This window comes from Pseudomonas silensiensis (genome assembly GCF_050434865.1).
GTDB classification, from domain to species: domain Bacteria; phylum Pseudomonadota; class Gammaproteobacteria; order Pseudomonadales; family Pseudomonadaceae; genus Aquipseudomonas; species Aquipseudomonas fluorescens_W.
Genome location: NZ_JBNDJH010000008.1, coordinates 1 through 14,561, shown reverse-complemented (window position 1 = coordinate 14,561; position 14,561 = coordinate 1). Strand labels below are relative to the sequence as shown.

Below are 14,561 nucleotides of genomic sequence, written 5' to 3'. Positions count from 1 at the left end.
GGAGCTTCAGCCATCACACACAAACTCGCTCCCACAGGGGCTTGGCGTTTATCATGAGCGTCGGATTTACCCTGCCCTTTATGAGACTGAGCATGACTTTCGATTTTGATCAGGTGTTCGACCGCCACAACACCGGCAGTACCAAATGGAGCCGTTACCCGGCCGACGTGTTGCCGATGTGGGTGGCCGACATGGACTTCTCCGCACCGCCGGTGATCATCCAGGCCCTGCAAAAACGTCTGGAACACCCGATGCTCGGCTACAGCGTGGCCCAGGATGACTTGCGCAATGCCATCGTCGCCGACCTCTGGAACAAGTACGCCTGGCGCGTATTGCCTGAGGAACTTATTTTCCTGCCCGGCGTGGAGTCGGGTTTCAACATGGCGCTGAATGCGCTGGTCCAGCCGCAGCAGAACGTTGTGGTTCAGGTCCCGAACTACCCGCCGCTGCGACATGCGCCGGGGCACTGGGGTTTGAACAAGGTTGAACTCGAATTCGACGCGTTGGCGGACGGCACGTACGCCACGCCACTCGATGCCTTGAATCGGGCGCTGACCGGTGGCGGTGCGCTGCTGCTGAGCAACCCGCACAACCCGGTGGGCAAAGTCTTCCCGCGAGAAGAACTGCAAGCAGTTGCCGACATCTGTCTGGAGCACGATGCCTGGATCATCTCTGACGAGATCCACGCTGAGCTGTGTTTCGACGGCCGCGTGCACATTCCGACGGCTTCCCTGAGCCCGGAAATCGCCAAACGCACCATCACGCTGATGTCGGCGAGCAAGGCCTACAACATCGCCGGGCTGAAGACGTCATTCATGATCATTCAGGACTCGGCGTTGCGTGCAAAGGTCAACCACGCCCGCTGCGGCATGGTCGACAGCGTAAACCCGTTGGGCATGGAAGCGACACGCGTCGCCTACAGCGAAGGCGGCCCTTGGCTGGCCGGGTTGAAGACGTATCTGCAAAGCAATCGGGATTATCTGGTGGAAGCGGTCAACACCCGGCTGCCGGGTGTGACCATGAATATCCCGCAAGGCACGTATCTGGCGTGGCTCGATTGCTCGGCACTGGGACTGGATAACCCTCAGCAGTTCTTCCTTGAGCACGCCAAGGTCGGGCTGAGCCCTGGTCTGGATTTCGGCGATAACAGCAAACAGTTCGTGCGCCTGAACTTCGGCTGCCCACGGGCATTGCTGGAAGAAGGCATTGCGCGGATGGAGCGTAGTTTGCTCAATCGCAAAGCCTGATGATGATCGTTCCCACGCGGAGTGGACTGACCCCGAAAAGTTGGACGATTGTAGATCTATACCTGAGCGGACCGAGTTCTGTATTCAACAGGGCTCAGTCCGTTTAGCTTCAACTTGATACGACGGTGATTGTAATAGTGGATGTAGTCCACCAACCCGGCGTGCAGTTCGTCCAGATTACTGAATTTGGTCAGGTAAAAAAATTCGGATTTCAGGGTGCCGAAGAAGCTTTCCATCGCCGCGTTGTCGTAGCAGTTACCCTTGCGCGACATGCTTGGTGTAATCGATTGCTCTTTGAGAAGCCGGCCATAAATAGGCATCCGGTACTGCCACCCTTGGTCTGAGTGCAAAATGGGCTTTTCATGCGGCTTGAGCCGCCCAAACGCTTCATTCAGCATCGCCCCGACCATGCTGAACAGTGGTCGCCTGGCAATATCGTAGGAAATGATTTCGCCGTTATACAGATCCAGGATTGGCGACAGATAAAGCTTTTGCCCACCGACCTTAAACTCCGTGACATCGGTTACCCACTTCTGATTGGGCTGAGGAGCTTCAAACTCGCGATTCAGCAGATTTGGGGCAGCTAGGCCTACTTCGCCCTTGTAAGCGCGGTATTTTTTCACGCGCACACGACTCTTGAGCTGAAGCTCGACCATCAGACGCTGAACGGTTTTGTGGTTAATCAGGTGACCGGCGCCTCGCATTGCCAGCGTGATGCGGCGATAGCCATATCGTCCCTTGTGTTCGTCGAAAGTCGCGCAGATCTTGGCTTTCAGATCCGCATACTTGTCAGCCGTTTGAAGCACTTTCTGTTGGTAGTAAAACGTACTCCGCGCCAATCCAGCCACTTTCAGCAAGGCGTCGAGAGGGTATCGCTGCCTCAGCTCGATTACGATTTGCGCTTTTTCTGCTGCGCGGCTCGTTTCTTCTGAACCAAGGCATCCAACTTTTTTAGATAGTCATTTTCCATCCGAAGCTGATTCAGCTCAGCAATCAACTCATCACGAGTACGAGACTCGTCATCGGGTGACTGAGGTTGGGCAGGTAAGGTCGGCTTCGGCATTTTTCTTGGAAATCCAGTTCGTTTGGGCTGCCGGGACAAGGCATTTTCACCACCCTCATCATAACGACGCTCCCAGTCGCCGACGATATTGAATTTCCGGATATCAAACAATGCGGCCACTTGGCGGTAGGACAGTTGCTCTTCGCGCATCCGCTTCAAGACGAACATCCTGAACTCAGCGCTGTAATGCTGCACTTTCTTTACTTCTAGAGCGGCCGCCCCATGCACCTCATAGGCCGCGACCCACTGGCGCAACGAAGAAAAATCCACGTCGTGCCGATGCGCTACATCTCTAAGACCCGCTTTGCCGGAGCAGTAATCCTGCACGGCTAACAGCTTTGCTTGAACCGTGTATTTCCCCATAAAACACCCCATCGGCGGTGTCCAACCTTTGGGGTGCAGTCCAGAGCGTGGGAACGATCACGCAAACCGATGCATTCGGCAGCGGCTGCATCACTTCCTTTAATGCGTCAGGACAGCTGGCCCACCCACAGTTTTGATGCTCATTTTTGTCGTTTAAAGCACCCTCCTCCTATCGACCTAAGGTCGACCGTCCGTCTGAATCCACCCTCTACCTGTCAAATATGACAGTAGCCAGCCTTCTACCCCCGGTGTTTGATGTTCCGACGCGGACGCGCCCGGCGTCATGACCTCGGAGGTACCTGATGGCGACTGATCAAACTAATCCCGGTGTGTTGGTGCTCTACCCTTTGCGCTTTACCAGCGCCAATTACCCGGTGATCAGTGACCCTCTGCCCCCCGCAAACGTGCCGGTCGGAGGACTGGCCCATTCCACGTTCACCCAGGACCCCAGTCGCCGGGAGGGGGCGACCCAGGTGAAGATCGACCCCCCGAGCGGCGGGGAATATGACGCCATCGCGCTGTACATGAAAACCCTCGATGATCCGCAACCGCTGCTGGTCGAACGAAAATCCGTGGCCGCCGAAGACCAAAACAGCCCCACCTTTTTCAACGTGTTCCAGTCGTTGCTTGTCGAGCGCGTGAACATTTTTTTCTATGTGGTCGAGCGCAGCAGCGGCAATGACGGGCCCTCAATTGCGTCCTGGGCGCTGTACCATCACCAACTCCCTGGCGGCAATGATGTCCCGGGCACCGGGGCTCATCCTTATCTGATGCTCAGCCTGCCACCGGAACTGGGCAACCCGCCCCGGATCGGCAAAGAGGAAGCGGCCAAGGGCGTGCCCCTGACCGTGTCTTACCCCCACGGCCAGCCTTACGACAACATCCTGCTGATGCTCAACGGCAAGCGGTTTACCTTCACCCTGCAACCGGGTGAAGAGAACCGACCCTATGTGATTCTCCTGACCCAGGACCTGCTTGAACAGGCCGGTGACAACCCCGCCTTCGAGATCCGCTACACCGTGATTTCTCAGGTGAACAATCCGACGGATAGACGGCGCGAATCGCACGTCATCGTAGCTGACGTTGACCTGGCACATACGACGCTCGACGCCCCGCTCCTGCGGGAAGACCTCGATGACAGCGAAGATGATCCCGGTCTCATTGATCGCGACAAACTCAAGGGCGGGCCTTTGTGGGTGGTGGTTCTGCCGCGCGCACCGACCTGGCAGGTCGGGGACACCGTTCAGGCGATCTATCGCTCGACCCCGCCCGACCTCGAGGTCCCGACGCAAGGCACCGTCGAAAAGGATGGGTTTGGCCAGTTCAAGCCCTGCCTCATGCCAGTCCCCAATGACCGGGTCATTAGCGGCAGCCAGGTGCGGGTGGCTTTTGAGCTGGTGCGCAATGGCCAGGTGGTGGGACGTTCGAAAGAGGCGATGGCTCAAGTGATGGGTTCAGGTGAGGAACCTGGACCGCTGAAAGCCCCCCGGGTGCCGGCGTTTGACGACGGTCTGGTCACCGACGCCGATGCCCGGATACCGGTTGAAGTGCTGATTCCGACCTTCAACAATGCGTTGGCCGGCGATGAAATCACCGTCCTCTGGGGCTCAAAACGTGCAGCGCCGGTGACGCTGATCGATGCGGACCTGCCCAACGATCCAATCATTGGCGTCAAGCTGCTGTACGCGCTGGTGGAGTCGGCCGGTCAGGGCCCGATTGACGTCAAGTATGAATTTCGCCGCAGCACGATTATCGCCAAGACCTCCCCGGTGACACCGGTGGTGGTGGACCTGAGTATTCCGGGCGGCCCGGACCCGGATCCTGAAACCCCGGAGAATGAAAACCTGCGGCCTAACCTCGTGCTCGGTGCCAGCAAAACCCCCAATGTCATTACACCGCAAGACTTCGAGCTGGACGCCACGGCGACCATCCCGTGGCGGGACAAAACGGGCAACGCGTATATGGTCGCGGGGGACATCGTCCAAGTGTTCTGGGGCACCCAGTCACTCGCACCGTATCCCGTAAAATCCACCGATGCTGCTGATCTGGTGCTGCCAGTTCTACAGGCGATCATTGCCTTGGAAGGCTCGGGGGATGTGCCGGTCCGCTACACCGTCACCCGCAAACTGGCCACCGCGCCTCACGAGGGCGTCAGTCGATCACCGGTCCAGAACGTTAGTGTCCTTTCGGCCGGCGACTTGCCCGGTGGCGTCGGCGGCCTGGGGCCAGGCGTTTTCACCGAGGCGAACGCAGACAACGCGATTGGTCGTGGGGTGATTGAGGATGGCAGCACTCCACTGCGCATCACCAACTACCTGAACATGAAAGTCGAGGACAAAATCGAACTGTTCTTCATCGGCATCGACAATTATGCCGGTACCGGAAACGAGATCGAAGCGTCACGTTTTGATCCGACCCATGACGTGGTTGTCGCCGATATGACCCGCGGGTACGTCGACTTCCCGATTCCAGCGCTCAACATTCTGCATATCTGTACCCAAGGTTCGGCCAAGGTCAGATACAGGGTCACCGCCAAAGTCAGCGGCGCCAAAGCCACATCGCGTGAAGCCTTTGTCCTGATCGATGTGAAATTGCCACACGAATCGACCTGCCCCATCCCGCCACGCCGTTAAGGCGGCGGGCAGGCTTCGCTCATCCCCACTTCCTGCAAATGGACTTCATCATGGACATGAACACTTCATCCGACGCCCCGCTGCAACCCACGACCTTGTCCCAACGCGCCGACCCGGCGCCCACCCTGGTCGCCCCAAAAATCCCGGTCGCCCAGATCAATGGCGGCCTGCGCTTTCAGGACCTCAACGACCCCACCGTGCCGGTGCATGTGACCGCCGTGGGCTACCCCGGCATCGCCCTGAATGACCGCATCGAGCTGGTGTGGGACGGCGCCACAGTCGACTTTTTCCCGGTCAACCAGGGCCACATCGACTCCCACAGCCTGACCTTCGCCGTCCTCCCCCAGCACATTGTCGAAGGCGATGCCCGGCTGTTCTACCGCGTGACCACCTTCGTGGGCAGCAACGTGTCGATCTCCTTTCACCTGGACGTGCTCGTCAAGACCACAATCCCCGGCGACCCGGACCCCGACCCGTCCACCCCCACCATCAATGAACGCCTCTTCGCCCCCAGCGGTATCCCGCCGGTCATTGGCGACACCGAAGCGGCGAACGGCCTCACCGTGACGCTGGCACGTTATGCCTACATCGCCGCCAACGACATCGTCACGCTGTTCTGGGGCGGCAGTCGCTACCCGATCAAACACACCATCGTGGACATCAACGCGCCCATTGCCATCCGCGTCGAACCCGACGTCATCGTGGCTCCGGGGGACGGTCCGCTGATCGTGCGTTATGAAATCCGTGACCGGGTCAACAACTGGTCCTTGTTCTCCCTCGCCGCCAATACCGACATTGAAGCCGGCGGTGGCGCGTTCCCGGCCCCGCGGGTGCTGGATGCCTTGGGCGACGATGATCTGAACCTGGCCGAGCTCGGCAGCAAAGACGCACGCATCGCCTTGCCCGTGTACCCGAACATGGCGGACAAGGACCACATCATCCTGACCTGGAACGGCCAGACCAGCGAGGGCACCCTGATTCCGGAGGTCGTCACCTACGACGTCGTCCCCGATGACCTGGGGTTTTCCAAGGAACTGCCGATCAGCAACAGCATCGTGCGGGCGATTGGCGGCGGCGAAGCAACGGTTCTGTATGAAGTGCAGCCGCTGATCGGTGGCAAATATCGCTCACGGCGCAAACGGGTCACGGTCAGTGGCCAGGCTTTTGAGCTGGCACCGCCGTCGATCGAAGGGATCACCGGGCCAACCCTGGACCCGGCCCTGATCCCCGCCACCGGGGCCACCGTGATCATCGCGCCCTACGGCGACCTGATGCAGCCCGGTGACCGGGTCTACCTCACCTGGGCCGGCGAAACCGAAGGCGGCTCACCGCTGATCCACACCGATGACAAACCCATCACCGGCGGTTCCGATGACCAGCCGGTGCGCTTTCTGGTGCCCAAGGACAAACTCAGCCCACTGGTCGGGGGACGGCTGAACGTCTCCTACAAAGTGGTGACCTTTGCCCGGGCCACCCTGGACTCACCGCCGCTGGAACTGACGGTCCTCGGCGGTGGGGCCCTGCTGCCCAAGCCCAGCGTGGATTACGCCACTGCCGACGATGTGCTCGACCCGGCCCTGGTCCCGCCTGTCGGCACCAAGGTGCGCATCGCCGCGTACGACGGCATGGCCGACGGCGACAAGGTGACGTTCTTCTGGCAAGGCGCGACCGAAGCCGGCAGCACCAGCGACTATGTACCGATCAATGCTGCCGGCGTCGGCCAGGAAGTGAAGTTCGACGTCGAACTCAAATACGTCACGGCCAACCTCAATAACACCGTGCAGGTCCGGTACGAGGTGTTGCGCGCCAACGGCAAAAAACCGGGGTCCTTCACCCGCACCTTGCAGGTGGGGGCCGCGCTGAGCCTGCCCGCACCGGACGTGAAAGAAGCCGCCGGCAGCACCAGCCTCAACCCGATCGCCGCCAAGGACCGACTGACCATCGTCGTGCCGCACTACACCGGCATGCTGGGCACCGACAAGCTGAGCGTGACCTGGGCGGGGACCGCCGGTGAAGGCTCGCACACCTCGGCCCCGGTTGAGGTGGGCAGCGTCGGCATCAAGGAAGTCCCGATCCCCAACAGCGTGGTGGCCTTCAACCTGGGCAAGCCGGTGACGGTGAGCTACACGGTGATCCGCAACGGCACAACCTATCCACCCTCGGAGACCTTCACGCTGAATGTCTTGACCCTGCCGGTGAGTGAGCTCAAACCGCCGCTGATCCTGCAGGCCGCCAACAACGGTGAAGGCACGGTGTTGAACCTGAGCGACGTGACCGGTGGAGCGACAACACGCTCGCCCAGTTGGCCACTGATTACGACCGGCCAGTATGTGTGGCTGGATCTTGAGGGTTTCAAAGCCGATGGCACTATCCACAATCGCCGGCTGATGCAGGCGACGGGCAGCTACGTGAATCAGGCCTGGATCAATCAGGGCTATTACGACGTGACATTGCCCTACGACTATCTGAAAGACCTGGGCGATGGCAAAACCCTGACAATGAGGTTCAAGGCCGCGCTGGGCAAGAGTCCGGACGACAAAGAGGCGGTGAGCTTTCCGGTACGCACCTACACCGTCAGCGTGGCAGTGAGACTGCCGGTCGCGACCTTCAAAGAGGCCTCCGGTGCACAGCAAGACCAACTGAACCCGGACGATGTGTTCCCCCTCGGCGCCACCGTGATCATCCCGGCGACAGCCCGGCTGAAAACCGATGACGACGTCGTCGTGACCGTCGAGGGCAAGACCATCACCACGTACCCGCACAGGGTCCTGCCTGCGGAAGCAGGCAAGGAGTTGTCCTCCATCAAGGTGCCGCATGCGCTGATCGAGGCCAACGACGGCTTGAGCATTAACTTGAGTTACCTCGTCAAGCGCAAAGCCGGGGGCACGGACGGGCCCTCGGACCCCACGGTTTACGATGTTCGCAAGGTGATCGGTTCGGGCATTCTGAGGGTCATGGGCGCGCGTGCTAACCGCAGCAATTGGAGAGTGTCCAGCGCTTCACGTCTGTTGAGCGCGTTTAACGCCACCACCGGTCAGCCGCTCGAGGCCCACTGGAAATACCCTGAAGACAGCGAATGGACGGCCGGCACCACCTGGCGCGATACCGCGCCACAGCTACCGCTGCAAGTGCGCACCGCTGATGATCAGATTACGCTGAATGCGGCGAATATCATTGGCAATGAGGCGGCGTTCGTGGCGCATCGGGATCGGGGGGATGTCGTGGGCTGGGGCCGTGCGGAATATGGGGCAACGATTCCCGCGCCCATCATCGCCCTGAACGACATTGTCGAGGTGAGCTGCACCGGTTCCGCCTACGCCGCCCGACGAGCCAATGGGATAGTGGTGGTTTGGGGCTTAGCGACTTATGGTGGAAACATGGGCGGCGTCTCACCTCAGGATTTCGTTCAGGTCATTGGTAACGACTCTGCCTTTGCCGGTATCAAAAACACGCGGCAGGTGGTTGCCTGGGGTTACAATGGCGGCACGGTCCCGACTCCAGTCGGAGCGCTGACCGACGTAGTTCGGTTGGTCGGCTCTAGGTTCGCGTTTGTTGCGCAGCGGGCCACCGGACAGGTGATGGCTTGGGGCGCCGTGGGTGGAAGCGTGCCGAGCGACATTGCCGCGCTCACCGATATCCAGACACTCCTCGGCAGTCAGCACGCGTTTGCGGCACTCCGGGCCAACGGCAGGCTCGTAGCCTGGGGTGAAGCAGAATACGGTGGAACCGTGCCGGCGAATATCGCCGCCCTGACCGACATCATTGAACTGAGCTGCGCCACTTATGGCGCTTTTACCGCAAGACGGGCGACCGGCCAGATTGTGGCCTGGGGGCCTCCGGGCGTGGGGGGCACCCTTGACCCGTGGCTCGGAGCGCTGACCGATATCGTTGAAGTCACTGCCACCGCTGGTGCATTCGTCGCTCGTCGGGCTAACGGCTCTGTCGTCGGCTGGGGCAGCGTGTACTCAGGTGGTATAGTGCCTGCCGAGATCGCGGCGCTGGACGATATCGTTCAGGTGTGCGGTACATACACCGCGTTCGCCGCCTTGCGCCAGAACGGCACCGTGGTGGCCTGGGGGGATCCCACCGGGGGCGGCGATACGTCAGCAGTCGTCAGCCAACTGACCAATGTACGGGCGCTTTACAGCAATGACTATGGCTTTACCGCCCTGACCGCCGATGGTCGTGTCGTGACCTGGGGTTATCCTCAGTACGGAGGCGACAGCAGCGCCGTCCAGGATCGCCTGGTTGGCCAGGTTTCCTACCAGGCCAGCCCGGCATCCAGGGGGCTGGCCCTGAAAGCCAGTCGCTGCGCAGCGCTCAACGAGACCCCGCCAACCGAGGTTCGCTAACCTTTGCGTTGCACCTGACTCGGCGCTCCGTCAGGAGCGTCGAACGCTGATTTCAAAAGGTGAACAGCTGTCATCCGACCCGCACCACAAAAGCCATCTCAAGTATTGGAATAAATACTCCCAATGACTCCGATCTCTGCATAGGCGTTGCCAAGGGCTGTGAGCTTTAGGTCGGTTGTCGAGTGACCGACGTGCGCGACACTGCAACCGTTCGTCGCTACTGTCAGATCTGACAGTAGCCCCTATTCACACCTCTGGTGTGTGATGAGCCTGCCCCCTCGAAGGCCAGGGTTAACCACACAGGGAGTGAATGATGGACATCCAGTCTGCCGCGCTGAACGAATTGTTCGTGCTCTATCCAGTGATTATTCAAGGCTGGATCAGTCCTGTCCTGCCCGCCGGTACCGCGGACGGGGGTATTCCAAAATCACTTTACGATGGGGTGCTCACGGGGCTTGAGTGCTTGATCGATCCATGGACCGAGGTTCAGTCCTGGACCCTGGCGGTGGATGATCGTGTGGATTTGTATGTCAACGACGCAGCGACGCCCGTTCATGGCAAGACCATCAATCCTGGCGAGGAAAATCTTCGTATTCGCCTGAACGTGCCACACGGACAGCTGCAGGACGGTGTCAACACGCTCCATTACATCGTCACCCGGCCCGGCGGGAACGGCGCCGAAAAATCCCGAGTCCTGGAGGTGCTGTACCACCTTCGTGCGCCCGGCGAACCGGCACCTGCAGGCATGCGGCTGCAAATACCGACGGCCGTCCGGGATCAGGGGGTGGATGCCGAACAGGCTGCGCAAGGCGTGGTATTCGGCTTCGACTACACCAACCGGCGCGCCTACGACCGCATTCGCCTGACGCTGCGCCCTCCTCGCGTGAAAGAAGCCCCTGACGGCAAGCTGGACCCGATCGCCGCCAAGGATCGCCTGACCGTCGTCGTGCCGCACTACACCGGCATGCTGGCCACGGACAAGCTGAGCGTGACCTGGGCGGGGACCGTCGGTGGCGGCTCACAGCATTACCGCCGAAGCGTTGTATGGCTCGGGTCAGTCGTCGGACGCGCGGACCTTCATCTCGATGAACGCGAGTCTAGGGAGGCGGGTAACGCCGGCCCAGGAAGGTAAAGCCGCGTTCGATGCGCCCGATGTAGGTGTTGTCGGGATGCTTGAGTAAATCGAGTTCATCAAACAGGTCATTGACCACGCGCACGGCCTGATCCGATTGATGGTGTGTCGGCGTCAGCACCAGCACGTTATCCATATAACGCAGTTGGAACACATCTGGCCGCGTCAAGGCCACATCCAGACAGCACAAGTAGAAGCCACCCAACAGAGAGCTGAGTGACCACGCCAAACGCATCCCCCGGGGATGGTCCCAAAATAAACCGCCGCGCTCAGCGGTACGCGTGAGGCATTGGGCGGCCAAGTCGAGAAGGCGTTGATCGTGCACCTGCAAGGCCAAGTCCGCCATCAGGCGCTGAGGCGAAATAGAGACGTAGTACTCTGCAGACGAATCGATATTCAGGAGTGGCGCTAGTCACCCTCCTGCTCTCAATGATCCTGCTATGGTTCAACGTACTGACGCCTGAATACCTGCCCGCGACCGTCGATCAATCACCAAAGGCACGACATCGCGGCACGCACCCGACGAGTACCGAGCATGAGTTTCATTTTGTGGGTGGCGGTGTTGGGTGCGGTGCTGCTGACGCTGGCACTGACGTCGTCGTACCTGCGCTGGATGCCGGTGACTACGTCGGCGGTGTGCCTGGTGCTGGGTGTAGCCATCGGGCCCGCGGGGTTCGGGCTGTTGAAACTGGACACCGATGATGCGTCCACCTGGATGGAGCATCTGACGGAAGTCGCGGTGCTGTTTTCGTTGTTTGTCTGCGGTTTGAAGTTGCGCTTGCCGCTCAGGGACAAGAACTGGCGCATTGCCTACGGCCTGGCCGGCCCGGTCATGGTGTTGACCATTGCCGGTGTCAGTCTGTTGCTGCATTACGGCTTCGAATTGTCCTGGGGCGCGTCCGTGTTGATCGGCTCGATTCTGGCGCCCACCGACCCGGTGCTCGCCGCCCTGGTGCAGGTCAACGACGCCCGGGATGACGACAGCGTACGCTTCGGGCTGTCGGGTGAGGCCGGGCTCAATGACGGCATCGCCTTCCCGTTTGTCATCCTCGGTCTGCTGCTGGTGCAACACGACGGCGACCCCGGCTGGCTGAGCGACTGGGTGCTGCGCAGTCTGTTATGGGCTGTCCCGGCCGGTTTGCTCACCGGCTACTGGATGGGACGCGGCATTGGTCGCCTGACCTTGTTAATGCGCATCAAGAATGACGACAGCACCCTCTCGCCAAATGACTACCTCGCCCTCGCCTTGATTGCCCTGGCGTATGTCGGGGCCGAGTCGATTCACGGTTACGGCTTTCTGTCGGTGTTCGCCGCCGGCCTGGGTTTGCGCCACGAAGAAGTCAAATCCATGGGCGACGACGAACTTCCCGCCGAGCATCTGGTTCAGCCGGTTGTGGGTCATCAGAACGTCGAGCCGCAACATGCGGTTCATGGTGATACCGCAAGCCTTGAGGACACTCAGGTCGCGGCGGGCATCATGATGGGCGACATGCTCGCCTTCGGTAGTCTGGTGGAACGGGCCATGGAAGTCTTTCTGGTGACGTTGCTCGGCGTGGTGCTGATGGCGCATTGGGACTGGCGTGCGTTGCCGATCGCTGGCGTGTTGTTTTGCCTGATACGACCACTGAGTGTCGTCGCCATGCCTTGGGGCAGTTTGCTCAACGGGCGCCAGCGAATGTTGATTGGCTGGTTCGGCATACGCGGCATCGGCAGCCTCTATTACTTGTTTTATTCGTTGAACCACGACCTGAACCCGTCGGTGGCAACGCTGTGCATCAACCTCACACTGTCTGTCGTCGCATTGAGCATCCTGCTCCACGGCATCAGCACTCAACCCCTCCTCGCTCGATATGAACAACACAAGAATAAAAATAGCTGATGTTTACCGCGAACTGCATGAGTCAATTTCCGGACTCATGCAGGCTGCATGACTTCAGTTTGCTATCAGTTGCTTCAACTCCTTGTTTTATAAGAAAGGTATCTCACCGGAAAACCGGCACGACAAATGCTCAAGGACTATGAGCGACTTTCGGCCTTGAGACCGTTCGCGCTCACCCCCTGACTCGTTGGAGAGACTCGACCATGAACGCCATAGACTTGTTGAAAGCCGACCATGAACGCGTAAAAGGCATCCTGACCCAATTAAGCGAATCCACCGAGCGTGGCGTTAAAAAGCGCGGCGAGTTGCTGGCCAAGCTGGAAATGGAGATCGCCATCCATACCCGTCTCGAGGAAGAAGTCCTGTACCCGGCGTACAAGAAAGCCGGGGGTAAGGAACAGGACGTCATGTATTACGAAGCCAAGGAAGAACATCGCACCGTTGATTCGCTGGTGCTGCCAGACCTGAAAGTCACCGACCCGTCCACCCCGGAATTTGCCGGTCGCGTGAAAGTGGTCAAGGAACTGCTGGAACACCACATCGAAGAAGAGGAAACGGAAATGTTTCCCCAGGCCAAAAAGCTGCTGGGTAAAGCCACCCTGGAAGAGCTGGGTGCGCAGATGGAAAGTTTGAAAGCGCAGTACAAGAAAGAAATGAGTGCGGCCAATCTGGCGGCTTGATGCAGATGGCAGGACAGCAAAGTCCCGGTATATGCCTAATGCCGGTCAGTTAAGCCAAAACGCGATCCGTAGCAGCTGGCGAAGCCTGCGTTCGGCTGCGCAGCAGTCGTAAAACCTGAGTTTGCGGTCTTCCTGAAACACCGCATCGTCTGATTTCACGACTGCTTCGCAGCCGAACGCAGGCTTCGCCAGCTGCTATGTATGGACTCGCCCCCACATTCAACCTGCTTTTGAACACTGCTACCCGGTTGCATCTATGTATGAGGCCTGTTCGAGGAAGTCTTGAGCGGCTTCTGGCCAACATTGGGTAAGCTCGCGGTATGCCGATTACAGTAAGGCCTCGAGGGCCAGTAGCAGCTCAGGCATCAATCCGCGACGGTCTGACCTGGGGTCAATGTTCTTAGCATGGGTTGGAGCGCTTAACGCCCCGGTGGCAGAACTCAGTGATCAGTGACTCATCGCAGCCTCCGGCGCAGCGCCCGGCTGGCGACGATAAGTCTGGTCGTTTTGCAGTAGCACCCAGAGGATGCGCAGGTTGCGGTTGGCCAATCGCACCGCCGCTTCCTTGCGACCCAGACGAGAGATCCAGCGCTGGAGACGTTGGTCGTCCGGCTGCTGTGAATCGGGTCGTAGCTGTTTCAAGACGGCGTGGGCACCCTGGATCGTTAGACTGCGCAAGTAAGCATCGCCATGTTTGCTCATCTTGCCCAGTCGAACCTTCTCGCCAGTGCTGTGCTGGCTGGGCACCAACCCGAAGTAGGCGGCGAACAAGCGGGCGTTGGCAAAGCGCTCAGGCTGGGTCTGCTTGGCCAACAGCGCCGTGGCGATGATCGGACCAACGCCGCGCACCGTCATCAGCCGCCTTGCCGTCTCGTCCTCCTTCGCGGCCGTTTCCAGCCGACCGGTCAGCACGTTGACGCGCTCGCCCAGTTGGCTCCATTCGCCCAACAGTTCGGCGATCAGTTCGCGCAGCAAATCGGGCAACGGTTGGGAGGCATCTTCCAGTATCCGAGGCACGAGCTGGCTGACAGCTGTTTCGCCCTGCGCCAGGGCCACGCCATGTTCCAGCAGTAACCCGCGCATCTGATTGCCGACCGCCGTGCGTCGCCGCACATAACCCTGCCGAGCCCGATGCAAAGCCTGCATCGCCAGCGCCGCCGCACTCTTGAGCGGCACGGCCGAAATCTTGATATCGCGGCCTGCGCGCAAGAT

9 protein-coding genes are annotated in these 14,561 nt (G+C 59.9%); 6 read left to right on the top strand and 3 right to left on the bottom strand.

From position 1 onward, the window contains the following. Positions 1–92 precede the first annotated feature (92 nt). Positions 93–1,247, top strand: coding sequence for a MalY/PatB family protein (locus QF010_RS13545; RefSeq protein WP_429533288.1), 1,155 nt, complete (start codon positions 93–95; stop codon positions 1,245–1,247). 56 nt (positions 1,248–1,303) lie between these two features. Here the strand turns inward: QF010_RS13545 and QF010_RS13540 are convergent. Further along, positions 1,304–2,673, bottom strand: a protein-coding gene (locus tag QF010_RS13540) for an IS3 family transposase (protein WP_429533287.1) whose coding sequence is annotated in 2 segments (ribosomal slippage) — positions 1,304–2,179 and positions 2,182–2,673 — 1,368 coding nt in all. Because the reading frame shifts where the segments join, the coding sequence is not laid out codon by codon here. Positions 2,674–2,975: 302 nt separating this feature from the next. Between QF010_RS13540 and QF010_RS13535 the strand changes: the two genes are divergently transcribed. From QF010_RS13535 to QF010_RS13525, 3 genes are all read left to right on the top strand, one after another. Continuing rightward, positions 2,976–5,306, top strand: a complete 2,331-nt coding sequence (locus QF010_RS13535) for a hypothetical protein (RefSeq protein WP_429533286.1) — start codon at positions 2,976–2,978, stop codon at positions 5,304–5,306. 56 nt (positions 5,307–5,362) lie between these two features. After that, a complete protein-coding gene (locus tag QF010_RS13530; protein ID WP_429533285.1) occupies positions 5,363–9,658 on the top strand; it encodes an RCC1 domain-containing protein in 4,296 nt (1,431 codons plus the stop codon). A 313-nt stretch (positions 9,659–9,971) separates the two neighbouring features. Beyond that, positions 9,972–10,790 carry a hypothetical protein gene (locus tag QF010_RS13525; protein WP_429533284.1) on the top strand — a complete coding sequence of 273 codons (819 nt, stop codon included), beginning with the start codon at positions 9,972–9,974 and terminating at the stop codon, positions 10,788–10,790. Here QF010_RS13525 and QF010_RS13520 read toward each other — a convergent pair. After that, entirely contained in the window at positions 10,756–10,959 is a 204-nt protein-coding gene (locus tag QF010_RS13520) for an RNA-dependent RNA polymerase family protein (RefSeq protein ID WP_156363899.1), read from the bottom strand. The genes QF010_RS13525 and QF010_RS13520 overlap by 35 nt on opposite strands. A 366-nt stretch (positions 10,960–11,325) precedes the next feature. Here QF010_RS13520 and QF010_RS13515 point away from each other — a divergent pair, with 366 nt between their 5' ends. Both QF010_RS13515 and QF010_RS13510 read left to right on the top strand, forming a co-directional pair. Beyond that, a complete protein-coding gene (locus tag QF010_RS13515) occupies positions 11,326–12,669 on the top strand; it encodes a cation:proton antiporter (RefSeq protein ID WP_033054927.1) in 1,344 nt (447 codons plus the stop codon). A gap of 203 nt (positions 12,670–12,872) precedes the next feature. Continuing rightward, on the top strand, positions 12,873–13,349 hold the full coding sequence (locus QF010_RS13510; RefSeq protein ID WP_046055244.1) for a PA2171 family ribosome-binding persister protein: 477 nt from the start codon (positions 12,873–12,875) through the stop codon (positions 13,347–13,349). Between the two features lie 447 nt (positions 13,350–13,796). Here QF010_RS13510 and QF010_RS13505 read toward each other — a convergent pair. Then, positions 13,797–14,561: IS110 family RNA-guided transposase (locus QF010_RS13505; protein WP_429533283.1), on the bottom strand; the 765-nt coding region annotated here is incomplete at its 5' end.

Bases quoted from the DNA above. Each gene is read 5' to 3' on its own strand.
- QF010_RS13545 (WP_429533288.1), top strand. From the start codon at position 93: ATGACTTTCGATTTTGATCAGGTGTTCGACCGCCACAACACCGGCAGT.
- QF010_RS13535 (WP_429533286.1), top strand. From the start codon at position 2,976: ATGGCGACTGATCAAACTAATCCCGGTGTGTTGGTGCTCTACCCTTTG.
- QF010_RS13530 (WP_429533285.1), top strand. From the start codon at position 5,363: ATGAACACTTCATCCGACGCCCCGCTGCAACCCACGACCTTGTCCCAA.
- QF010_RS13525 (WP_429533284.1), top strand. From the start codon at position 9,972: ATGGACATCCAGTCTGCCGCGCTGAACGAATTGTTCGTGCTCTATCCA.
- QF010_RS13515 (WP_033054927.1), top strand. From the start codon at position 11,326: ATGAGTTTCATTTTGTGGGTGGCGGTGTTGGGTGCGGTGCTGCTGACG.
- QF010_RS13510 (WP_046055244.1), top strand. From the start codon at position 12,873: ATGAACGCCATAGACTTGTTGAAAGCCGACCATGAACGCGTAAAAGGC.